This window comes from Leclercia sp. 119287, from assembly GCF_009734485.1.
GTDB classification, from domain to species: domain Bacteria; phylum Pseudomonadota; class Gammaproteobacteria; order Enterobacterales; family Enterobacteriaceae; genus Enterobacter; species Enterobacter adecarboxylatus_C.
The window spans coordinates 2,768,669-2,791,922 of sequence record NZ_CP046445.1; the positions used below are offsets into that span (position 1 = coordinate 2,768,669).

General features: G+C 59.9%; 13 protein-coding genes, 2 tRNA genes, 2 other RNA genes and 1 pseudogene. 9 read left to right on the forward strand and 9 right to left on the reverse strand.

Annotated elements, in window-relative coordinates; all coding sequences use genetic code 11:
- Positions 1-111: 111 nt before the first annotated feature.
- From GNG27_RS13305 to GNG27_RS13330, 6 genes are all read left to right on the forward strand, one after another.
- Positions 112-570: a YchJ family protein gene (locus GNG27_RS13305; protein ID WP_142489836.1), complete on the forward strand. Its 459-nt coding sequence runs from the start codon at positions 112-114 to the stop codon at positions 568-570.
- A 46-nt stretch (positions 571-616) separates the two neighbouring features.
- A complete protein-coding gene (gene purU / locus GNG27_RS13310; RefSeq protein WP_142489837.1) occupies positions 617-1,459 on the forward strand; it encodes a formyltetrahydrofolate deformylase in 843 nt (280 codons plus the stop codon).
- A 156-nt stretch (positions 1,460-1,615) separates the two neighbouring features.
- Positions 1,616-1,700 (forward strand) — tRNA-Tyr (locus GNG27_RS13315).
- 43 nt (positions 1,701-1,743) lie between these two features.
- Positions 1,744-1,870: non-coding RNA, RtT sRNA (locus tag GNG27_RS13320), on the forward strand.
- A 35-nt stretch (positions 1,871-1,905) separates the two neighbouring features.
- Positions 1,906-1,990, forward strand: a tRNA-Tyr gene (locus GNG27_RS13325).
- A gap of 45 nt (positions 1,991-2,035) precedes the next feature.
- Positions 2,036-2,162, forward strand: a non-coding RNA gene (locus tag GNG27_RS13330) — RtT sRNA.
- A gap of 141 nt (positions 2,163-2,303) precedes the next feature.
- Here the strand turns inward: GNG27_RS13330 and GNG27_RS13335 are convergent.
- Positions 2,304-2,746, reverse strand: a pseudogene (locus GNG27_RS13335) (Lrp/AsnC family transcriptional regulator).
- A 107-nt stretch (positions 2,747-2,853) separates the two neighbouring features.
- On the opposite strand from GNG27_RS13335, the gene GNG27_RS13340 reads away from it, so the two are divergent.
- Positions 2,854-3,750 carry a DMT family transporter gene (locus GNG27_RS13340; RefSeq protein ID WP_142490112.1) on the forward strand — a complete coding sequence of 299 codons (897 nt, stop codon included), beginning with the start codon at positions 2,854-2,856 and terminating at the stop codon, positions 3,748-3,750.
- Here GNG27_RS13340 and narI read toward each other — a convergent pair.
- The 5 genes from narI to GNG27_RS13365 form a co-directional block, all read right to left on the reverse strand.
- Entirely contained in the window at positions 3,747-4,424 is a 678-nt protein-coding gene (gene narI / locus GNG27_RS13345; protein WP_106993195.1) for a respiratory nitrate reductase subunit gamma, read from the reverse strand. The two genes, GNG27_RS13340 and narI, sit on opposite strands and share 4 nt — an antisense overlap.
- Positions 4,424-5,134, reverse strand: a complete 711-nt coding sequence (gene narJ, locus GNG27_RS13350) for a nitrate reductase molybdenum cofactor assembly chaperone (RefSeq protein ID WP_156263975.1) — start codon at positions 5,132-5,134, stop codon at positions 4,424-4,426. The genes narI and narJ overlap by 1 nt, the downstream gene beginning before the upstream one ends.
- Positions 5,131-6,666, reverse strand: a complete 1,536-nt coding sequence (gene narH / locus GNG27_RS13355; RefSeq protein WP_142489840.1) for a nitrate reductase subunit beta — start codon at positions 6,664-6,666, stop codon at positions 5,131-5,133. Before narH ends, narJ begins: the two co-directional genes overlap by 4 nt.
- Entirely contained in the window at positions 6,663-10,406 is a 3,744-nt protein-coding gene (locus GNG27_RS13360) for a nitrate reductase subunit alpha (RefSeq protein WP_156263976.1), read from the reverse strand. The genes narH and GNG27_RS13360 overlap by 4 nt, the downstream gene beginning before the upstream one ends.
- A 380-nt stretch (positions 10,407-10,786) precedes the next feature.
- Entirely contained in the window at positions 10,787-12,181 is a 1,395-nt protein-coding gene (locus GNG27_RS13365; protein WP_156263977.1) for a NarK family nitrate/nitrite MFS transporter, read from the reverse strand.
- A 309-nt stretch (positions 12,182-12,490) separates the two neighbouring features.
- Between GNG27_RS13365 and narX the strand changes: the two genes are divergently transcribed.
- A complete protein-coding gene (narX, locus tag GNG27_RS13370) occupies positions 12,491-14,287 on the forward strand; it encodes a nitrate/nitrite two-component system sensor histidine kinase NarX (RefSeq protein WP_142489843.1) in 1,797 nt (598 codons plus the stop codon).
- Positions 14,280-14,930 carry a two-component system response regulator NarL gene (narL, locus tag GNG27_RS13375; protein WP_142489844.1) on the forward strand — a complete coding sequence of 217 codons (651 nt, stop codon included), beginning with the start codon at positions 14,280-14,282 and terminating at the stop codon, positions 14,928-14,930. The genes narX and narL overlap by 8 nt, the downstream gene beginning before the upstream one ends.
- 2 nt (positions 14,931-14,932) lie before the next feature.
- On the opposite strand, the gene GNG27_RS13380 is transcribed toward narL, so the two are convergent.
- The 3 genes from GNG27_RS13380 to nirB form a co-directional block, all read right to left on the reverse strand.
- Positions 14,933-16,336: a YchO/YchP family invasin gene (locus tag GNG27_RS13380; RefSeq protein ID WP_142489845.1), complete on the reverse strand. Its 1,404-nt coding sequence runs from the start codon at positions 16,334-16,336 to the stop codon at positions 14,933-14,935.
- Between the two features lie 429 nt (positions 16,337-16,765).
- Entirely contained in the window at positions 16,766-19,276 is a 2,511-nt protein-coding gene (locus tag GNG27_RS13385; protein ID WP_156263978.1) for a nitrate reductase, read from the reverse strand.
- Positions 19,273-23,253: a nitrite reductase large subunit NirB gene (gene nirB / locus GNG27_RS13390; RefSeq protein WP_156263979.1), complete on the reverse strand. Its 3,981-nt coding sequence runs from the start codon at positions 23,251-23,253 to the stop codon at positions 19,273-19,275. The genes GNG27_RS13385 and nirB overlap by 4 nt, the downstream gene beginning before the upstream one ends.
- Position 23,254 lies beyond the last annotated feature (1 nt).

The window sequence follows — 23,254 nt, forward strand, 5'->3', positions numbered from 1 at the left end:
CCCTGTTTAACGTCCCCTGGATTCCTGGCATAGCGTCATTGCAACCGCTCAGTTAACATAGTGCCACCCTGGCGTAATGCGCCATTCATTTTTAGTTTCAGGAAGAGCATCGTGTCTCAACTCTGTCCCTGCGGTAGCGCTCACGAGTATAGCCTATGTTGCCAGCGATATCTTACTGGTGAACAGGTTGCACCGGACCCGGCCTCACTTATGCGGTCCCGATATACTGCTTTTGTGATGCGGGACGCAGACTACCTGGTTAAGACCTGGCACCCATCGTGCCATGCTGTTGATTTTCGTCAGGAGATCGAGGCCGGTTTTGCGAATACGCAATGGGCCGGTCTGACCCAGTACGAAACGGCAGTAGGCAAGGACGAAAACGAGGGATTTGTCAGTTTTGTTGCCCGCTTTACCGAGCAGGGGAAAGCGGGCGCCATCATCGAACGCTCGCGTTTCTTAAAGGAAGGCGGACGGTGGTACTATATTGATGGTACGCGTCCGCAGTTCGGTCGTAATGACCCCTGCCCCTGTGGTTCAGGTAAAAAATTTAAAAAGTGTTGCGGGCAATAAGGCCTGACGACACCGTTTCAGCAAACATGCAAAGGATTTTCCGGCAATGCAATCAACACAACGCAAAGTGCTGCGCACCATTTGTCCCGACCAGAAAGGGCTGATCGCCCGTATTACCAACATCTGCTATAAGCATGAACTTAACATCGTGCAGAACAACGAGTTTGTTGATCACCGTACCGGCCGCTTCTTTATGCGTACCGAGCTGGAAGGGATTTTCAATGACGTGACGCTGCTGGCCGATCTGGACGGCGCGCTGCCGGAAGGTTCCGTGCGCGAGCTGACTCCCGCCGGTCGTCGCCGTGTGGTGATTCTGGTCACCAAAGAGGCCCACTGTCTGGGCGATCTGCTGATGAAAGCCAACTACGGCGGTCTGGATGTGGAGATCGCCGCGGTCATTGGCAACCACGAGACGCTGCGCACCCTGGTTGAGCGCTTTGATATTCCGTTTGAGTTGGTCAGCCATGAGGGCCACACCCGCGAAGAGCATGACAATTTAATGGCGCAGGCCATCGAAGCGCATAACCCGGATTACGTGGTGCTGGCGAAATACATGCGCGTGCTGACGCCATCCTTCGTCGCGCGGTTCCCGAATAAGATCATCAATATTCACCACTCGTTCCTGCCGGCCTTTATCGGGGCGCGTCCTTATCACCAGGCGTACGAGCGCGGCGTGAAGATCATTGGCGCCACGGCGCACTACGTGAATGACAACCTGGATGAAGGCCCAATCATCATGCAGGACGTGATTCATGTCGATCACACCTACACGGCAGAAGATATGATGCGTGCCGGACGCGACGTTGAGAAAAATGTGTTAAGCCGGGCGCTGTATCAGGTGCTGGCGCAGCGTGTCTTTGTGTACGGTAACAGAACGATAATTCTTTAATCCTTTATAAAATGAATTGATTAGCTTTGCGGCTTTATGCATAAAAATCAGGCAAACGATTCAATTTAGCAAAGGAAGTCTTTACAGGGGCGCGTCATTTGATATGATGCGCCCCGCTTCCCGCAAGGAAGCAGGCCAGTAAAAGCATTACCCCGTGGTGGGGTTCCCGAGCGGCCAAAGGGAGCAGACTGTAAATCTGCCGTCATCGACTTCGAAGGTTCGAATCCTTCCCCCACCACCATTATTCACCACAGCGATGTGGTAACACCGATGAGATATAGCGAAGTTTGCACTTATCGGGAAGGGTGAGAACCTTCGATTAAGGGTCGAGCGAAAGCGAGACAACGTTGCCAGAGGCAACGGCCCGAAGGGTGAGGAGCGGAGCGACAAATAATCCTTCCCCCACCACCATCTTCAAGCTTTACCTCAAAATGTGAATTGCCCCTGGTGGGGTTCCCGAGCGGCCAAAGGGAGCAGACTGTAAATCTGCCGTCATCGACTTCGAAGGTTCGAATCCTTCCCCCACCACCATCACCTTCAAAGCATACCGACTCTCAAACAAGCACATTGCCTTATATTCTTCCGATGCAGGGAAGGATGAGAAGCTTCGACTAAGGTTCGATTCGAGCGCAGCGAGAAAGCGTTGCCGCAGGCAACGACCCGAAGGGCGAGGCGCAGCCGAGTTATCCTTCCCCCACCACCATCACATCTCTGAAAAAAAACCAAATCAACGGCATTATCCGGCTTCTGCGCACCTGTTTTCCCCGGTGGTGCTGCGCTTACCGGGGCTACAAAACCGAACCGTAGGCCGGGTAAGGCGCAGCCGCCACCCGGCGACATCCACCTACAACGGTGGCAACCGACGGGTGACCGGTGAACTCTTCACAATCGACGTATTGCACTGGGCATGTTCCGCCAGCCCATCAAGCAGCATATCCAGCTGCGCGATCGAGCGCACCACCAGCCTGATGACAAACAGTCCTCGCCGGTCACTTTGTCGCTTTCAATACACTCCGGCATCGCCTGGATATATTTATCTACCTTATGCAATAACCCCGGCAACGGGCGCACGCGCACCAGCGCTTGCAGGGTATAGCCTAACGCCGCCAGGTTCACCCGGGCGCCGTATCCCTGAACGACGCCCCGCTCCTCCAGCCTTTTTAACCGCTCTGCCGTGCTGGGTGACGTGAGCCCCACCCGACCGCTCAACACCTTCAGCGACATGCGCGCATCCTCCACCAGACAGGCCAGAATCCGGCGGTCGATCTCATCGATAAGGTATTCCATAACTTCCACCTAATTTATAAAAGCAAATCACCCCTACCACCTTAATTCAGCGCTGTAAAACCGGACACTTTTTTTCAACAATAAGGGCATTAATCAGGAGGTGTATGATGCGTGACATTCAACAGGGCGTCTGGCAAATGAGCCTGGCGATGCTGATATCCGGCTCTATTGGCGCTTTTGTTTTACTCTCGGGCTTACCGGTGACGGAAGTGGTGTTCTGGCGCTGTCTGATTGGCGCCATTGCGCTGTTTCTCTTTATTCGACTCAGTAAACAGCCTTTCAGCCCGTTAACCAAAGTCACGCTGGGCCTCGCCATTCTTGGCGGCGTCGCGCTGGTGGTGAACTGGCTGCTGCTGTTCGCCGCCTTTGAGCGGATCTCTATCGGCCTGTCGACGGTGGTTTATAACACCCAGCCCTTTATGCTGGTGCTGATGGGCATGCTGCTGGGCGAACGGGTGAGTCTGGTGAAGTGGGGTTGGTTATTCCTCGCCTTTGGCGGCGTGGTTATTCTGCTCTCCAGCGAACTGACCGGCGGGCATGAAGCGGGATGGCTGGCCGGTATCGGCCTGGCGCTGGGCGCAGCTTTCTTCTATGCCCTCACCGCCATCATCACGCGGAAATTAAAGACTCTCGCGCCGCAGCATATCGCCTTTATTCAGGTCCTGACCGGCGTGGTGATGCTTCTGCCGCTGGCGCATATGCCGACCTTCTCCGCCGATTTCCCGTGGGGGATTTTATTGACGCTGGGCATTGTCCACACCGGGATCATGTATCAGCTGCTCTACAGCGCCATTCAGAAGCTCCCTACCCCTGTTATCGGCTCGCTGTCGTTTATCTATCCGGTGGTTGCGCTGATTGTCGATAATCTGGTGTTTGGCCACTCGCTGAGCCTCACTCAGCTGGCCGGTGGGGCCTTGATTCTGCTGGCCGCAGCGGGCAACAACCTGGGTTGGGGCGAAAAAAAACCCCGCCACAGCGGGGTTCAGATTAAAACAGCGGATTAGCGACGGGCACGCACAATCTGATATCTGCGCGTCAGGTACTCCACCGGCGCGCTCCAGATATGCACCAGACGGGAGAAAGGGAACAGCAGGAACAGGGTCATACCCAGCACCAGGTGCACGCGGAAGACAAAGGCCACGCCGTCCAGATGCTCAGACGCACCGCCGTGGAAGGTCACCACCGACTGCGCCCAACCCACCAGCTTCAGCATTTCACTCCCGTCCATGTGTTGTGCGGAGAACGGAATGGTCAGCAGGCCCAGCGCACACTGCACCATCAGCAGGGAGAGGATCAGAATATCCGCCCCGGTAGTGGTGGCGCGCACGCGCGGGCTGAACAGACGACGCTTCAGCAGCATCAGGCCGCCCACCAGGGTCATCACGCCGCAGGCCCCCCCGGCAATCATCGCCATCTTCTGCTTCACGTCCATCGGCAGGAAGGATTCATACATCCAGTGCGGGGTCAGCATGCCCAGGAAGTGGCCGGCAAAGATACCCAGAATCCCGATGTGGAACAGGTTCGACGCCATGTTCATCCCTTTGCGATCCAGCATCTGGCTTGAGGCGGCGCGCCAGGTGTACTGGCCGTAGTCGTAACGCAGCCAGCTACCAATCAGAAATACCGAACCCGCAATGTACGGATAGATATCGAAGAAGAACATATTCAGGAAGTGCATTATTGCTGTCCTCCGTTAGAGATATTCAAATATTGCGGGGCAACGGCACCGGCAAAACGACGCTGGTGAGCAGAGATTTCCGACTCGCCGCAGCTCTGGTCAGCAAAGAACTTCACCTGCTCCTCTTCCCAGACCGCATCCAGCGCCTGCGGGATGTCATCCCGGGCTTCATCCGCGATTTTCTCCGCCACTTTTTCACTGTCGACCGAGGCGTTGGCCAGCTTCACCAGCAGATCGAACAGCACCGCATAGCGGCTTTCACGCTGCTGAAGACGCGCACCCAGTAACGCCAGGATCGGCGCGATATCCTGCAAACCGCCCAGCGCCTCCTCTTTTGGCAGATGCGCCAGATATTCCAGATACAGCGGGAGGTGATCCGGCAGCTCGCGGCTGTCGAGATGCAAACCGTGCTGCTCGTACTGGGCCATCAGATCGACCATCGCCTGACCGCGATCGCGGGATTCGCCGTGTACATGTTCAAACAGCAGCAGCGAGGTGGCACGGCCGCGATCGAACAGCTGGCTGTAGTCAGACTGTGCATCCAGAAGATCGCGCGCTAACAGGTCGCGCAGGAAAACGCCCAGCGTCTGGGCATCCTCCTTATCCAGGTTTTCCGATGACGCGAGTGCATCGAAGAGCTCCTGTTGATGCTGCACAAGGGCAGCATCCGGGTACTCGAGCAGACGCGAAACAATGACGAGTTCAATCATTGGTGCGGCTCCGTTTTGCTGGTCACATCCATCGCATCGATGCGACGGCTGTTGAACAGGTTGAATTTGTTATCTGAACCGTGGCAACCGTCGCCGAAGGTAAAGCCACACCCGCTTTTCTCCGGGAAAGCTTCACGGGCCAGCTCACGGTGGCTACTCGGCACCACGAAACGATCTTCGTAGTTGGCAATTGCCAGATAACGGTACATCTCCTGGGCCTGGGCTTCGCTCAGACCCACCTCTTCCAGCGCACGGGTATCAATCACGCCGTCAACGGTTTCGGTGCGTTTGAAGTGGCGCATCGCCAGCATGCGTTTCAGGGCCAGCAGTACCGGCTGGGTGTCACCTGCGGTCAGCAGGTTCGCCAGATACTGAACCGGGATACGCAGGCTTTCGACATCCGGCAGGATACCGTTGCTGCCCAGCTCGCCCGCATCCGCTGCGGACTGAATTGGAGACAGCGGCGGCACGTACCAGACCATTGGCAATGTGCGGTATTCCGGGTGCAGCGGCAGGGCCAGCTTCCAGTCCATCGCCATTTTATAGACCGGCGACTGCTGCGCCGCGTCGATCACGCTCTGCGGAATGCCGTCTGCCAGCGCCTGAGCGATCACTTTCGGATCGTTCGGATCGAGGAACACGTCCAGCTGACGCTGATAGAGATCTTTCTCGTTCTCGGTGCTCGCCGCGTTCTCAATCGCATCCGCGTCGTACAGCAGCACGCCGAGGTAGCGGATACGGCCTACGCAGCTTTCAGAACAGACGGTCGGCATCCCGGCTTCGATACGCGGGTAGCAGAAGATGCACTTCTCGGACTTACCGCTCTTCCAGTTGAAGTAGATCTTTTTGTACGGGCAGCCGGTAATGCACATACGCCAGCCGCGGCACTTGTCCTGGTCGATCAGCACGATGCCGTCTTCTTCACGCTTGTAAATGGCACCGCTCGGGCAGGTCGCCACGCACGCCGGGTTAAGGCAGTGTTCGCACAGGCGCGGCAAATACATCATGAAGGTGTTTTCGAACTGGCCGTACATCGCCTTCTGCATGTTGTCGAAGTTCTGGTCTTTGGCGCGTTTTTCGAACTCGCCGCCCAGAATCTCTTCCCAGTTTGGCCCGCTGGTGATCTTGTCCATGCGCTGACCGGTGATCAGCGAGCGTGGACGGGCAATCGGCTGGTGTTTACTCTCCGGCGCGTTGTGCAGGTTCTGGTAGTCAAAATCAAACGGCTCGTAGTAATCGTCGATGCCCGGCAGATGCGGGTTTGCGAAGATTTTACCCAGCAGCAACGCGCGGTTACCCATGCGTGGCTGCAGCTTACCGTTGATTTTACGGATCCAGCCGCCCTTCCACTTCTCCTGGTTTTCCCAGTCGGTCGGGAAGCCGGTGCCCGGCTTGCTTTCGACGTTGTTGAACCAGGCGTACTCCATACCTTCCCGGCTGGTCCAGACGTTTTTACAGGTGACTGAGCAGGTATGACAGCCGATGCATTTATCCAGATTCAGCACCATGCCGACTTGTGAACGAATTTTCATTTTACGCTCTCCTGTACCTGGTCATTACCTTCGCCGTCTAACCAGTTAATATTCTTCATCTTACGTACCACCACGAACTCATCGCGGTTCGATCCTACGGTGCCGTAGTAGTTAAAGCCGTAGGCCAGCTGCGCATAGCCGCCGATCATGTGGGTCGGTTTCGGCGTAATACGGGTCACGGAGTTGTGGATCCCGCCGCGCTGCTCGGTGATCTCTGAACCCGGCAGGTTAACGATACGTTCCTGGGCGTGGTACATCATGGTCATCCCGGCCGGGACACGCTGGCTCACTACCGCACGCGCCGTCAGGGCACCGTTGCTGTTAAACACTTCGATCCAGTCGTTATCTTCAATACCCAGATCTTTGGCGTCCGCTTCGCTCATCCAGACAATCGGACCACCGCGCGACAGGGTCAGCATCAGCAGGTTGTCGCTGTAGGTGGAGTGGATACCCCACTTCTGGTGCGGCGTCAGGAAGTTCAGCGCCTTCTCAGGGTTTCCGTTGGATTTCGCGCCCATTACGGCTTTTACCGAACGGGTGTCGATTGGCGGACGGTAAACCAGCAGGCTTTCACCGAAGTCGCGCATCCACTGGTGATCCTGATACAGAGACTGACGACCGGTCAGGGTACGCCATGGGATCAGCTCGTGAACGTTGGTGTAGCCGGCGTTATAGGAGACGTGCTCATCTTCCAGACCAGACCAGGTCGGGCTGGAGATGATTTTGCGCGGCTGGGCCTGAATATCGCGGAAGCGGATTTTCTCTTCCTCTTTATTCGTCGCCAGATGCGTGTGGTCACGGCCGGTAAATTCACTCAGCGCTGCCCAGGCTTTCACGGCCACATGGCCGTTGGTTTCCGGGGCCAGGGTCAGGATCATCTCTGCCGCATCAATCGCGGTGTTCAGCATTGGCTGACCTTTGGCCGGGCCGTCCGCTTTGGTGTAGTTGAGCTTACGCAGCAGGTCCATTTCGGTCTGGGTGTTCCAGCCAATCCCTTTCCCGCCGTTACCGATTTTTTCCATCAGCGGGCCGATAGAGGTAAAGCGCTCGTAGGTTGCCGGATAGTCACGTTCAACCGGAATGATGTGCGGCGCCGTTACACCCGGGATCAGGTCACATTCGCCTTTTTTCCAGTCCTTCACGTCCAGCGGCTGCGCCAGTTCGGCAGCGGAGTCGTGCTGGATGGGCAGCGTCACTACGTCAGTCTCTTTGCCGAGGTGCCCCACGCAGACTTCGGAGAATTTCTTCGCGATATCTTTGTAGATATCCCAGTCGCTTTTCGATTCCCAGGCCGGGTCAACGGCGGCAGACAGCGGATGAATAAACGGATGCATATCCGAGGTATTCATGTCGTCTTTTTCATACCAGGTGGCGGTTGGCAGCACGATGTCGGAATACAGGCAGGTGCTGGAGAGACGGAAGTCCAGGGTCACCACCAGATCCAGCTTGCCGTCCAGACCGTTATCTTTCCACTCCACCTCTTCCGGCTTCACGCCGCCCTGCTTGCCGAGATCTTTACCCTGGATACCGTTTTCGGTCCCGAGCAGGTATTTCAGCATGTACTCGTGGCCTTTACCGGACGAGCCCAGCAGGTTGGAGCGCCAGATGAACAGGTTACGCGGGTGGTTTTTACCGTTCTCAGGCTGTTCCGCCGCAAAGCGAATGGAGCCCTCTTTCAGGGATTTGACGGTGTAGTCCACCGGCGTCATGCCCGCCTTCTTCGCCTCTTCCGCGATACGCAGCGGGTTGGTTCCCAGCTGAGGTGCAGACGGTAGCCAGCCCATACGCTCTGCGCGCACGTTGAAGTCGATCAGGTGGCCGCTGTAGCGGGATTTATCCGCCATCGGCGACAGCAGCTCCTGGGCAGTCACCGTCTCGTAGCGCCACTGGCTGGAGTGGTTATAGAAGTAGGAGGTGCTGTTCATGTGGCGTGCCGGACGCTGCCAGTCGAGGGCAAACGCCAGCGGCTGCCAGCCGGTCTGCGGACGCAGTTTTTCCTGGCCGACATAGTGTGCCCAGCCGCCGCCGCTCTGACCGACGCAGCCGCAGAAGATCAGCATGTTGATCAGGCCGCGATAGTTCATATCGAGGTGATACCAGTGGTTCAGACCGGCACCGACGATGATCATTGAACGGCCGTGAGTCTTATCGGCGTTATCGGCAAATTCACGTGCGGTACGGATGATGTGTGCCCGCGGTACGCCGGTGATCTGCTCCGCCCATGCCGGGGTATAGGCTTTTACGTCGTCATAGTGAGTGGCGCAGTTTTCATCATTCAGACCGCGCTCCAGGCCGTAGTTGGCCAGGGTCAGGTCGTAAACGGTGGTCACCAGCGCGGTAGTACCATCGGCCAGCTGCAGGCGTTTCACCGGCAGTTTGTGCATCAGGATGTTCTGCAGCTCAACCTTGTTGAAGTGCTCTGAACCTTCGCCGCCAAAGTACGGGAAGCCGACATCGGCGATCTCGTCCTGGCTGCCCAGCATGCTCAGGCGCAGTTCGGTCTCTTCGCCGGACGTGCCATCGCGCTGCTCAAGGTTCCATTTGCCCTTCTCGCCCCAGCGGAAACCGATAGAGCCGTTCGGCGCAATCATGTCGCCATTGCTGTTGTAGGCAACGGTTTTCCACTCCGGATTATTTTCCTGGCCCAGCGCTTCCACCAGGTCGGCGGCACGCAGCATACGACCCGCGGCATAATAACCGTCACGCTCTTCCAGCATCACCAGCATCGGCATGTCGGTATATTTGCGCACGTAGTCGGTGAAGTACTGGCTTGGCTTGTCGAGGTGGAACTCACGCAGCATGACGTGGCCCATCGCCAGCGCCATCGCGGCATCGGTACCCTGCTTCGGTGCCAGCCACAGGTCGCACAGCTTGGCGATTTCGGCGTAGTCCGGGGTCACGGCAACGGTTTTGGTGCCTTTGTAACGCACTTCGGTAAAGAAGTGGGCGTCCGGGGTACGGGTCTGCGGAACGTTAGAGCCCCAGGCGATGATGTAGCTGGAGTTGTACCAGTCGGCGGATTCTGGCACATCGGTCTGCTCGCCCCAGGTCTGTGGAGACGCAGGCGGCAGGTCGCAGTACCAGTCGTAGAAGCTCAGGCAGGTACCGCCAATCAGGGAGAGATAACGCGCGCCGGACGCATAGGAGACCATCGACATCGCCGGGATCGGCGAGAAGCCCGCGACACGGTCCGGGCCGTAGGTTTTAACGGTATAAACGTTAGAGGCGGCAATCAGCTCATTCACTTCCTGCCAGGAGGAGCGGACAAAACCGCCGCGACCGCGCGCCTGCTTGAAGCTTTTCGCTTTGTCGGCGTCTTCGATAATAGAAGCCCAGGCCTCAACCGGATCGCTGTGCTGCACTTTCGCTTCACGCCACATTTTCATCAGGCGTTTACGCATCAGCGGATATTTCAGGCGGTTAGCGCTGTAGAGATACCAGGAGTAGCTGGCGCCACGCGGGCAGCCACGCGGTTCGTGGTTTGGCATATCCGGGCGGGTGCGCGGGTAGTCGGTCTGCTGCATTTCCCAGGTCACCAGACCGTTTTTCACGAAAATCTTCCAGCTGCATGAGCCGGTGCAGTTTACGCCGTGGGTGGAACGGACAACTTTGTCATGCTGCCAGCGCTGACGGTAACCGTCTTCCCAGTCCCGGTTGGTCTCCAGAACCTGGCCGTGCCCATCGGCAAAAGTTTCACCCTTCTGTTTGAAGTAGCGAAACCGGTCCAAAAATTTGCTCATCGGGTATCTCCTGTGTGGAGCCTGTGGCTCTCTAAATCGACATTGCTGATTTGCAGCGAAGGTAACGCTATGAAAGATGGCGGGAATTGATAACGATCAAGAGGAACGGGGGATGTTTAGAGGGGCTAATTCTCTCCTACCCCTAAAGCGGTACAGAAGGAAACACATCAAGTTGCTGTTTTATATGTCTATTTGTGATTTATCGTACAAAAGTATGCCTGGAAGTTTTACAGAGTGGTATTAAGGGGTAGAGCGTCCTGATTAGCGATGGCGATCACAGTGGCTGCCCGACGGCAGGGGGTACCGCCTTTAGTATGTTGTAACTAAATGCAGGATAAAAAAAGCGCGGCACCAGGCCGCGCAAACGGATAATCACTTACTTACTTTTTATTAGAATTGCGTCCATATACCAGCCAGGTGACAAACACGCAGACGATATAGAAAACGAGGAACACTTTCATGGCACCCGCCGGAGAGCCGGTCAGATCCAGCGAAATGCCGAACGCTTTAGGGATAAAGAACCCGCCAATCGCGCCAATCGCAGAGATGAAGCCCAGCGCGGCTGCGGTGTCGGTGGCCGCTTCACGCATCGCCTGCTGTTCGTTGCCGCCCTGCGCTTTTACGCGATCCATCGTCAGCTTACGGAAGATCACCGAAATCATCTGGAAGGTGGAAGCACTGCCCAGCCCGGCCGTCAGGAACAGCACCATAAACACCGCGAAGAAGGCGCCAAAATTACCGCCCACGCCGTTTACCGGCAGGGTCATGAACAGCAGGGCGCAGAAGATCGCCATCACCACAAAGTTCACCAGGGTGACGCGGGTACCACCCAGACGGTCGGAGATCATCCCCCCGGTGGAGCGCGCCAGTGCGCCAATGAACGGACCGAAGAAGGCGTAGTGCAGGATCTGCACGTCCGGGAACTGGGTTTTTGACAGCATCGCAAACCCGGCGGAGAAGCCGATAAAGGAGCCGAAGGTCGCCAGATAGAGCAGCGCCATGATCCACAAATGGGCACGCTTCAGCACCGGCAGCTGTTCGCTGAGGGAGGCTTTCGACGCCGCCAGATCGTTCATGCCGAACCATGCGGCCAGGGTTAAGACCACCAGGAACGGCACCCAGATCCACGCGGCATTCTGCAGGAACAGGTAAGAGCCATCGGCCTGCTCAACGCCCGCACCGCCAAAGGCCGCAAAGACAGAGACCGAGATCGCCAGCGGCGCAATCAGCTGCATCACGCTGACGCCCATGTTGCCCAGACCGCCGTTGATCCCCAGCGCCCCGCCCTGCTTCTGTTTCGGGAAGAAAAAGCTGATGTTGGCCATGCTGGAGGCAAAGTTAGCCCCGGCAAAACCGCACAGCAGGGAGATAATCACAAAGACGCTAAACGGAGTAGAGGTATCCTGTACCGCAAAGCCCAGCCACACACACGGAATAATCATGATCCCGGTACTGAACGCGGTCCAGCGGCGACCGCCGAACAGCGGCACCATAAAGGCATAAGGCACACGCAGCAGCGCACCGGAGAGTGCCGGCAGCGCCGTTAACATAAACAGCTGGTCGGTGGTAAATTTGAAGCCCACTTTTGGCAGGTTAACCGCGACGGCGCTGAACAACATCCAGACGCAAAACGCCAGCAGCAGGCAGGGAACGGAAATCCAAAGATTACGACTGGCTATACGTTGGCCGCGCTGTTGCCAGAACGCCGGATCTTCCGGACGCCACTCCGTAATAACCGGGCCAGAATCCCTTTCGGGGGTAGTTGAGTGACTCATAGACACCTCTGATTCTTAAAAGATGCTACAAAGATCAGGGTTTTAAGCTGGCGGTAAGTTGATATAAATCAAGGAGAAGGTGGGCAAATTCCGCGAAGAAAAGTCGTGCTACTCCCTCGTGAGTAGCGCATTCCGCTAAAAAAGGTGTGGTTTTTCACGGTGCTGCTACTCCCGGCTTACCCCCTCCTCCCATTCGTCCGACAAATGGCAATTAGTAGGTAATCCTTTTTAGGTATGGGTATACTCCAGGGTATGCCTGAGAATAGAGCCCTTGCCGAGTCCAGGCATTGTCAGGAGCCAGACTGCCCTATGTTTAAACGCTGTTTTTCACCGCTGACGCTGGTTAATCAACTGGTACTTATTGTCATGCTGTCTACCGCAATCGGGGTGACGGGAATGGCAATTTCCGGCTGGCTGGTTCAGGGCGTACAGGGCAGCGCGCACGCCATTAACAAGGCCGGTTCACTGCGCATGCAGAGCTACCGCCTGCTGGCGGCGATCCCGCTGGAAGCCAAAGACCAGACGTTACTCGATGAAATGAACGCCACGGCGTTCAGCCCGGAACTGCAAAGCGCGGCACAGCGCGATAACCAGCAGGCGCAGCTGAAAGCCCTGCAGGATTACTGGCAAAATCAGCTGGCCCCGGGGCTCCGTCAGGCACAAAACCCCGACGCGGTCGCCAGTGATGTCTCCGGTTTTGTCAGCCGCCTCGATAATCTGGTCACCGCCTTCGACCGCAGCACTGAACAACGTATTGAGCGGGTGGTACTGATGCAGCGGCTGATGGTGCTATTTATGGCGCTGCTGCTGATATTCACCATTCTCTGGCTACGCGCCAGGCTGCTGCATCCCTGGCGGCAACTGCTGGCGGTGGCCCGCGCCGTCACCCAGCGCGATTTTACCCAGCGCGCGCACATCAACGGGCGCAACGAAATGGCCATGCTCGGCGAAGCGCTGAACACTATGTCCGGCGAGCTGGCTGAAAGCTACGCGGTGCTGGAACAGCGGGTGCGGGAAAAAACCGCCGGGCTGGAGCAGAAAAACGAGATCCTCTCCTTCCTCTGGCAGGCTAACCGCCGTCTACACTCGCAGGTGCCGATGTGCGAGCGGCTCTCGCCGGTGCTCAACGGGTTGCAGAATCTGACCCTGCTGCACGATATCGAGCTGCGGGTGTATGACCTGGAAGATGAAGAGAATCATCAGGAATTTACCTGTCAGTCAGATATGAGCTGCGATGAAATCGGCTGCCATCTCTGTCCGCGCGGCCTGCCGCCGTTGACCACCAGCGGCACGACCCTGAAGTGGCGGCTGGCGGATAACCTGACGCAGTACGGCATTTTACTGGCGACCCTGCCCGCCGGACGCCATCTGAGCCACGATCAGCAGCAGCTGGTCGACACCCTTGTGGAGCAGCTGACCGCCACCCTGGCGCTCGATCGCCATCAGGAAAAACAGCAGCAGCTGATTGTGATGGAAGAGCGCGCCACCATTGCCCGGGAGCTGCACGACTCCATCGCCCAGTCGCTCTCCTGCATGAAGATGCAGGTCAGCTGCCTGCAGATGCAGGATACCGACCTGCCGGAGAGCAGCAAACAGCTGTTAAGCCAGATCCGCAACGAGCTGAACACCTCCTGGGTGCAGCTGCGTGAACTGCTGACCACCTTCCGCCTGCAGCTGACGGAGCCCGGATTGCGGCCTGCGCTGGAGGCCAGTTGCCAGGAGTTCAGCGCCCGACTCGGCTTTACCGTGTCGCTGGACTACCAGCTGCCGCCGCGGTTTGTGCCCTCGCACCAGGCCATCCATCTGCTGCAGATCGCCCGCGAAGCGTTGAGCAACGCGCTGAAGCATTCCGGAGCGACGGCGGTCTCACTCACCGTGAGCCAACACGATAATCAGGTCAAACTGGTGGTGCGCGACAACGGCTGCGGCATACCGGCAAACGCCGAAAGAAGTAACCACTACGGTCTGATTATTATGCGCGACCGCGCACAAAGTCTGCGTGGAGATTGTCAGGTTCGCCCAGGTGAATCTGGCGGAACGGACGTTATCGTCACCTTTATTCCCGAAAAGCCTCTTTTCACTGCCCAAGGAGAACACCATGTCTAATCAGGAGCCGGCAACAATCCTGTTGATCGACGACCATCCGATGCTGCGCACCGGCGTAAAACAACTTATCAGCATGGCGTCGGATATCACCGTCGTGGGCGAGGCCAGCAACGGGGAACAGGGCATTGAACTGGCCGAGGCTCTCGATCCTGATTTGATCCTGCTCGACCTCAATATGCCCGGCATGAACGGCCTCGAAACCCTGGACAGGCTGCGCGAAAAATCGCTTTCCGGGCGGGTGGTGGTGTTCAGCGTCTCCAATCATGAAGAGGACGTGGTCACCGCCCTGAAACGCGGCGCCGATGGCTACCTGTTAAAAGACATGGAGCCGGAAGAGTTGCTGAAATCCCTGCAGCAGGCGGCGGCCGGTGACATGGTGCTGAGCGAAGCCCTGACCCCGGTGCTGGCGGCCAGCCTGCGCGCCAACCGCGCCACCTCCGACCGCGACGTCAGCCAGCTGACCCCGCGTGAGCGCGATATCCTCAAGCTGATTGCCCAGGGTCTGCCGAACAAGATGATCGCCCGCCGTCTCGATATCACCGAAAGCACGGTCAAAGTGCACGTGAAACATATGCTGAAGAAGATGAAGCTGAAATCACGGGTGGAAGCCGCGGTGTGGGTACATCAGGAACGCATTTTCTGAGTTTACTCGTCCGGCAGCAGCGCCCAGCGCGGATCCTCTTCTGGCAGGGCCAGGAGCGGCTGCGTCAGTGCCAGCGTGATCTCATTGGAAGAGACACGCTGCCCGGCTTTATCTTCCACCACCACCGACAGTTTCCAGCGGTTGCTCGCCCCCTCGCGGTTATCCCACGCCGGCAGAATAATACTCCACCCGTCGCTATCACTGGCCTGCGCCGGTGAGGTTAGGCTCAGCGCCTGGGTATCCCCCTGCCAGTGCAGCGTCCGCACCCCGTGACGGCTGCGAATATCCAGCTTCAGCACCACCGTTTCACCCGGCTTGAGATCCCACGGCGGCGTCGCCAGCCATACCGACAGCGTTTTCCGCTGGCGGAACTCCAGCACCGGCAGGCTCTCGCGTTCCGGCGGATCGTAACGACTGCCCCGCAGGGAGCGGCTGTCCATCACTTCGCTGGCGGAGAGCTGTTTTTTCAGCGGCACCCCGAAGCGATAGTTGAGCTTCAGGCCGAGGTTATTCTGGCTCACCCCGCTCTCCCCCTGCTTGTGGGCGGCGGAGAAGGTCACCAGCGGCACCGGGGTGTAATCGAGCCCCAGATTAACCGCCAGCGGGTTGCGATAGCCGGTACCGGTGTGAAACAGATCGACGTTGTCGCCATAGTATTGTTCAAAACTGACGCTGGTATTGAGGTGATGATAAAACGGCAGCCAGGCTTTGGCGGTGACGTCGTAGCCGCGGGCCATGCGCTGCTCCTCCACCGCCGAGCTGTCACGCCAGCTGGCAAAGGGCTGATAGTAGTTGGCCGACAGGCGCAGGTATTCGCCCCAGGCTTCAGCGCCAAGACCGGCACGCTGCAGGTTCTCATCCAGCAGATTGTCGTAAAAAGTGTTGTAACCCAGCAGCCATTTGCCCGCCACCCAGCGCTGGCCGATCCCCGCGTTGCTGACCAGGCCGTCTTCCTGCTGGGTGAGCCCAAGCTGGCTCCAGGTCAGGTAGTGATTGTTATCCTGCCAGGGGATAAACCAGCTGCCCTTGCTGCCGGTGAAGCGCCCCTCGTCGTTAACCAGCAGATCGACGCTGGCGTTTCCCCAGGGGGAGAGCCACGATTCGATATGCTGATTGACCTCCTGGCTGACCGCGTCCCGCACCTGGCCAAGGGCGAACTGCCGGGCCTGCTCCTCGGTGGTCAGGCCGTTGTCGGTCATACTGGCCTCACCGAAGGCTTTCGCCATCTCCGCCAGATGCTTTTCACCCTCGCCCGTCGGGGTCGCCATGCCTAAATCCGGCAGGCTGTCGCCGTTATTATCAAAGGGATTTTGCGCCTGCTGGAGAAAGGAATTCGGAGCAGCCTGAACGGCTCCGGCAGAACAGAGGAGGAAAAACAGCCAACGAATGCGGGGAGAAACAACCATCACCGTCGTGAAAGGGCGCCTGTGTTGATGGAAAACAGAGTTAACACCTTAGCGTGATTGAGGAAAAATTTCAGCCCTAAGGGAAATTTCAGGAATATCCTGAAGCCTGATTGCCGGGTGGCGCTGACGTTTACCGACCTGTGGGGCCTGCTTGCCGGGTGGCGCTGCGCTTACCCGGCCTACGGGACGTAGGCCTGATAAGCGTTAGCGCCATCAGGCATTTACACCCGCACAGGACCCGTAGGCCTGATAAGCGTTAGCGCCATCAGGCGTTTACACCCGCACAGGACCCGTAGGCCTGATAAGCGTTAGCGCCATCAGGCGTTTACACCCGCACAGGACCCGTAGGCCTGATAAGCGTTAGCGCCATCAGGCATTTACACCCGCACAGGACCCGTAGGCCTGATAAGCGTTAGCGCCATCAGGCTTTTACACCCGCACGGAAAGCATCGCTTTCAGCTCCGGCACGCAGGAGCCGCAGTTGGTGCCGCAGCGCAGTTTTGCCCCCAGCGCCGCCGCGGAGTCGCATCCTTGCGCAATCGCCTCGCGGATCGCGTTTTCACCGATGCTGAAACAGCTGCAGATAATGCGCCCGGGATCAACGCGCTCGCCGGGATGCTGCCCGTTCAGCAGAGCGTGACGTTCGGCCAGCTGTACGGGCGCGATGCGAAACGCCTCTTCGATAAAGCTGTGCGCCAGCGCCGGCAACCCGGTGCCTTGCCAGAATCCCAGCATCAGTGTCCCGTCATGCCAGGCCAGCACGCTGCGGCGATCGCCGATTTGCGCGATTTGCAGCTGCCAGCCCTGCCCGGTGCAGTAATGCATCAGCCATTCCAGCAGCGGTTTGTCCCCCGCCAGGGTCAGCCGCGTCACCCCGGCCGTCGCCTTGCGCCACCAGTGGACATGCACTGGCAGCGCCAGTTCCTCCCGGCTGTAAAGCTCCCCCTGCCAGGCGGGCTGCCACGGCATCAGCCGCACCGCGGTTTGCTTGCTTTCGGGCTGACCGGAATGGGGATCGCAGCGCCCCTCCACCAGCGCATTGACCTTGCCCTGGCGCGAAAAACAGCTGTTCCAGTGCATCGGGACGAACAGCTCCCCGGCGCGCTGCCCGTCACCGATCCGCGCCCGGGCCACCATCAGCCCGCGCGGGGCGCTGATGCGCGTCAGCTGTCCGTCCTGAACTCCCAGCCGGGCGGCATCCTGGGGGGAAATATCCACCGTCGGCTCATCCCGGTGCTGCATCAGGCGCGGGACATAGCCAGTGCGGGTCATGGTATGCCACTGGTCGCGGAGTCGACCGCTGTTGAGCAGCAAGGGATAGAGCAGATTCGGCGCGGCGGCGTGCGGCTGTGGGGTGACCGGCACCCGCCGGGCGTGGGTTAACGCCTCCCGGTTAATCGGCCACTGCCAGGGGGTCAGTTGATCCCACTGCGCGCGGGTGAGCTGCGCCAGCGCCGCGAGGTTCAGCTGCCGCTCGCCCTGGTTCTCAAAGGCGGTCAGCGCGGCATGTTCGGTAAAGATGGCGTGGGGATGATCCCAGGCAAAGGCCGCGCCGTAGCCCAGCTTTTCAGCGAGTCGGGCGATGATCCACCAGTCCGGTTTCGCCTCGCCGGGCGCGGGCAGAAAAGCGCGCTGGCGCGAGATACGGCGTTCGGAGTTAGTCACCGTCCCCTCTTTCTCTCCCCAGCCGAGCGCCGGAAAGCGAATGTGGGCGAAGCGGCTGGTATCGGTGTCGCGTATCACTTCCGAGATCATCACCAGCGGGCAGGCCGCCAGCGCCTGACAGACCGCATGGCTGTCCGGGAGCGACACCGCCGGGTTGGTGCCCATGATCCACACCGCCTTCACCTCGCCGCGGGCAATGGCGTCGAACAGCTCTACCGCCATCAGCCCAGGCGTCTGGGCCAGCCGCTCCGTCCCCCAGAAGCGCGCCACCCGGCTGAGATCGTCCGGCGTGAAGTTCATATGCGCCGCGAGCTGATTCGCCAGCCCGCCGACCTCGCGCCCGCCCATCGCATTGGGCTGACCGGTCAGCGAAAACGGCCCGCAGCCCTTGCGGCCTATTTTGCCGCTCGCCAGGTGGACATTGATAATGGCATTGCACTTGTCGCTGCCGCTGGTGGACTGGTTGATCCCCATGGTGTAGAGCGTCACCGCCCGCGGGGCGGCGATAAACCAGGCGTAAAAGGCGGCGACATGCTCGGGCGGCAGGCCGCAAAACGCCGCCACGCGTTCAGGCGGCCAGTCGCTGGCCTGCGCAGGGTCAATGGCGTTCAGCAGGCCGACAAACAGCCCGGCATCGCTGCCCGGCGTCAGGGCCAGATGCAGGTCGGCAATGTCGCAGGTCGCGGTGCGTCGCGGGTCGATCACCACCACCTTCAGCGCCGGATTATCAATTTTCGCCTGCACCAGGCGCTGATAGAGCACCGGATGGGTCCAGGCGGCGTTGGAGCCCACCAGCACCACCAGGTCGGTATGCTCAACGTCCTCGTAGCTGCACGGAACAATGTCCTCCCCGAAGGCGCGCTTGTAACCCACCACCGCCGAGGACATGCAGAGTCGGGAGTTGGTGTCGATATTGGCCGCCCCGATAAAGCCTTTCATCAGCTTGTTGGCGGCGTAGTAATCCTCGGTCAGCAGCTGGCCGGAGGCATAAAAGGCCACCGCCTGCGGCCCGTAGGTGTCGACGATCGCCTGGAGACGGCTACCCGCCGTCTCCAGCGCCTGGTCCCAGCTCACCGGCCGATCGTCCACCTCCGGATGCAGGAGTCGTCCCGCTAACCCGGTGGTCTCCCCGAGCGACGAACCTTTCACGCACAGCCGCCCAAAGTTGGCCGGATGGCTGTCGTCGCCGCGCACGCTCACCTCGCCGTTGTCGACGCGGGCGATTACGCCGCAGCCCACGCCGCAGTAAGGACAGGTCGTCTGGGTTTCACTCATGAGGCCTCCGCACGCATCACCAGCTCTTCGCTGCCTACCATGACCTGATTGCCGTCAACCTTCACCGGCCAGGCGCGCACCGCCACTTCGCCGGTGTCGACCTGCCGCCCGTCGCGCAGGCGGATCCGCGTCTTAAACAGCGGGGAGATCACCACCGGCTCCCCCCCGGCATCGCCCAGAATACCGCGCGACAGCACGCTGACGCTGCCGCCCGGCTCCCTGTCCTCCAGGGCGTAGACCGACTTGCCGAAGCGGAACAGGGCAATGGGCTGCTCACCCAGACGGGCACCGATCCCGGCCTGCTCGGGGATCTCCTCCAGGGTACAGACCGCCTGCCAGCGCTTTGATGTCACCGGCGCGGCATCGAGGGTGCGGAACTGCGCCAGCCGACCCGGATCCTGCAGGGTGGTCTGCCATTCGCACTGGTACGTATCCACCACCCGCTGCATCTCCTGCTCCAGCTCGTCGGCAATGCCGAGGCTGTCATCGATGATCACCTCCCGCAGGTACTCCAGCCCGCCCTCGAGGTTATCCCGCCAGGTGCTGGTGCGCTGCAGGCGATCGGCGGTGCGGATGTAGAACATCAGGAAGCGATCGACGTAGCGCAGGAGGGTGGCGTCATCGAGATCGCTGGCAAACAGATCCGCGTGGCGCGGCTTCATCCCACCGTTGCCGCACAGATAGAGGTTCCAGCCCTTGTCGGTGGCGATCACCCCCACGTCCTTGCTCTGGGCTTCGGCGCACTCGCGGGTGCAACCCGAGACGGCCATCTTGATTTTGTGCGGGGCGCGCAGCCCCTTGTAGCGGTTCTCCAGCGTCACCGCCAGGCCGGTGGAGTCCTGCACACCGTAGCGGCACCAGGTGGAGCCGACGCAGGATTTCACGGTGCGAAGGGATTTGCCGTAGGCGTGGCCGGTTTCAAACCCGGCGTCGATCAGCTGCTGCCAGATCTCCGGGAGCTGCTCCAGCCGGGCGCCAAACAGGTCGATGCGCTGTCCGCCGGTGATTTTGCTGTACAACTGGTAGCGTTTGGCGATCTGGCCGATGGCAATCAGCCCGTCGGCGGTCACCTCCCCGGCGGCCATCCTCGGCACAATCGAGTAAGTGCCGTCTTTCTGGATGTTGGCGAAGTAGCGGTCGTTGGTGTCCTGCAGCGGCAGATGGGCCGGTTTCAGCAGGTATTCGTTCCAGCAGGAGGCCAGCACCGAGCCCACCAGCGGCTTACAGATCTCGCACCCGTGGCCCTGGCCGTAGCGGCTGATGAGCTGGTCAAAAGTGTGGATGCGGTTGACGCGTACCAGGTGGTAGATCTCCTGGCGCGAGTACGCGAAGTGCTCGCAGATATCCTTTTTCACCTCCACGCCCTGGGCCGCCAGCTGGAACTCCATCACCTGTTTCACCAGCGCGCTGCACCCCCCGCAGCCGGTGGCCGCTTTGGTGCACTGTTTTACCGCCCCGATGTCGGTAGCACCGTTGCTCACCGCCTGGCAGATATCGCCCTTGCTGACGTTGTGACAGGAGCAGATCTGCGCGCTCTCCGGCAGGGCCGCCACGCCCAGCGCTTTCGGGGCGCTGCCCGCCACCGCGGGCAGGATCAGGGTCTCGGGATCCTTCGGCAGGCGGATGTCGTTGAGCATCATCTGCACCAGGGTGGCGTATTCGCTGGCATCCCCCACCAGCACCCCGCCGAGCAGGGTTTTGTTGTCGGCGCTGACCACGATCTTCTTGTAGATCTGCTGCGGGCCGTGGGTCCACTGGTAGCTCTGCGCCCCCGGCGTGCGGGCGTGGGCATCGCCAAACGAGGCCACGTCCACCCCCAGCAGCTTGAGTTTGGTGCTCATATCCGCCCCGGTGAAGGCGTTCGCCTCCCCGGCCAGCGCGGCGCTGGCTACCCGCGCCATCTGATAGCCCGGGGCCACCAGGCCATAGATTTTCCCCTCCCAGAGTGCGCACTCTCCAATGGCAAAGATGTCCTCGTCAGAGGTGCGGCACTGGTTGTCGATATTGATCCCGCCGCGCTCCCCCAGCACCAGACCGCAGTCCCGGGCCAGCGCATCCTGCGGGCGGATCCCGGCAGAGAAGACCACCATGTCGGTGGCCAGCTCGCTGCCGTCGGCGAAGCGCAGCACCTTGCCCGCGTCGGTATCGGCAATTTCGGTGGTGGCTTTGCTGGTATGCACCCCCACGCCAAGGGCTTCAATTTTGCGCCGCAGCATGGCGGCCCCGTCGTTATCCAGCTGTACCGCCATCAGGTTCGGGGCGAACTCCACCACGTGGGTCTCCAGTCCGAGCTGTTTCAGGGCGTTGGCCGCCTCCAGCCCCAGCAGCCCGCCGCCAATCACTACCCCAGTGCGGGAGCCTTTGGCATGGGCAGCAATCTGGTCCAGATCGTCAAGGGTGCGGTAGACAAAGCAGCCCGGCAGGTCGCGGCCCGGTACCGGGGGTACAAACGGATAGGATCCGGTCGCCAGCACCAGTTTATCCCAGTGGGTTTCATGTCCACCTGCGGTGCGCACCACCCGGGCGTCGCGATCGATGGCGACAATCTGCTGGGACAGGCGCAGCTCGATGCCGTTATCGGCAAAGAAATCCCCGGCCACCATCGACAGCGAGTCGGCGCTGCGTCCGGCAAAGTATTCCGACAGATGGACGCGGTCATAGGCGGCATAGCGCTCTTCACCGAAGACCACAATCTGGTATTGCTGATGCAAACCGCGGTTCACGCAGTCTTCAAGAAAATGGTGGCCGACCATACCGTGCCCAACCACAATCAGAGTAGGTTTTGTCATCGCGTTTTGTCCTGCAACCTGCGGCTGCGTAGTGAATCGATCGAACAGCCAGTCCGCCTGGGCGGGTTCTGACGTAGCCAGTAAATCGGTGAGGGTGGCCGCGCTGCGACACTCCCCCATCAGCAGCACGCCTGCCAGCGTGCCGTTGCGAACCAGTAAGCGGCGGTAGTGGCGGGTCAGCGGATCCCAGCTGGTCCACACCGCATCATGTTGTTGCGCGGTCACCTCCCCGACGCTGAACAGCTCAACGCCGGTCACCTTCAGGCGCATGCCGTTTTGCATCGGGGTAAAGGGGGTGACGTTTTCCCCGGCCAGACGGGCGGCGAGGATCTCCGCCTGGGCCAGGCACGGGGCCACCAGCCCCCAGGTCTGGCCGTCAATTTCGCAGCACTCGCCGATGGCGCTGATGCCATCCAGGGCGGTGCGCATCTGGTCATCCACCAGAATGCCGCGCCCGCACGGCACGCCGCCTGCCTGCGCCAGGGTGATGTTGGGCGTCACGCCGGTCGCCAGCACCACCCGCGTGGCGGCCAGAGTGCGTCCGCTGCTGAGGGTGACGCTGTCGGCAGCAATCGCCGTCAGGCCGCCGTTCAGCTCGCAGCCGATGCCCCGCTCGCTCAGCGCCTGCTCCAGCAGCAGACCGGCCTGCCGATCCAGCTGCTGCTCCATCAGCCAGGGGCCACGATGCACTAAAGTGACATTGTCACCTCTCAACCGTAACGCCGCAGCGGCTTCCACGCCGAGCACCCCGCCCCCCAGCACTACCGCCGGGCCGGGGGTCGCCAGAATGGCATTGACGTCATCGAGGGTGCGGAAGGTAAAGACGTGCGGCAGGCCCACTCCGGGGATCGGCGGCGCAAAGGGCTGGGATCCGGTGGCGAACACCAGCTCATCCCACCCCATCAGACGTTTATCGGTGCGCAACATCCGCGCCGCGCCCTCCACCGCCAGCACCCGCTCGCCGCAGAGCACCGTGACGCCGCGCGCACGATACCAGGCGTCATCGTGCAGCTGCGTGGCGGCGGCCTGTTTCTCGCCGCCTAGTACCGGGGAGAGCTGTATGCGGTTGTAGGCCGGTGCCTGCTCGTCACCGATGACGGTGATGACGAAGCGCCCGGGCGCACGGTCGGTCAACGACTCAATCAGCCGCGTTGCCGCCATACCGTTTCCAATGATGACCAGGCGCATA

Coding starts and splice junctions, on each gene's coding strand:
- GNG27_RS13360 (WP_156263976.1), bottom strand. CDS start 10,406: ATGAGCAAATTTTTGGACCGGTTTCGCTACTTCAAACAGAAGGGTGAA.
- nirB (WP_156263979.1), bottom strand. CDS start 23,253: ATGCGCCTGGTCATCATTGGAAACGGTATGGCGGCAACGCGGCTGATT.
- narH (WP_142489840.1), bottom strand. CDS start 6,666: ATGAAAATTCGTTCACAAGTCGGCATGGTGCTGAATCTGGATAAATGC.
- narL (WP_142489844.1), top strand. CDS start 14,280: ATGTCTAATCAGGAGCCGGCAACAATCCTGTTGATCGACGACCATCCG.
- GNG27_RS13385 (WP_156263978.1), bottom strand. CDS start 19,276: ATGAGTGAAACCCAGACGACCTGTCCTTACTGCGGCGTGGGCTGCGGC.
- GNG27_RS13340 (WP_142490112.1), top strand. CDS start 2,854: ATGCGTGACATTCAACAGGGCGTCTGGCAAATGAGCCTGGCGATGCTG.
- narX (WP_142489843.1), top strand. CDS start 12,491: ATGTTTAAACGCTGTTTTTCACCGCTGACGCTGGTTAATCAACTGGTA.
- GNG27_RS13380 (WP_142489845.1), bottom strand. CDS start 16,336: ATGGTTGTTTCTCCCCGCATTCGTTGGCTGTTTTTCCTCCTCTGTTCT.
- narI (WP_106993195.1), bottom strand. CDS start 4,424: ATGCACTTCCTGAATATGTTCTTCTTCGATATCTATCCGTACATTGCG.
- purU (WP_142489837.1), top strand. CDS start 617: ATGCAATCAACACAACGCAAAGTGCTGCGCACCATTTGTCCCGACCAG.
- narJ (WP_156263975.1), bottom strand. CDS start 5,134: ATGATTGAACTCGTCATTGTTTCGCGTCTGCTCGAGTACCCGGATGCT.
- GNG27_RS13365 (WP_156263977.1), bottom strand. CDS start 12,181: ATGAGTCACTCAACTACCCCCGAAAGGGATTCTGGCCCGGTTATTACG.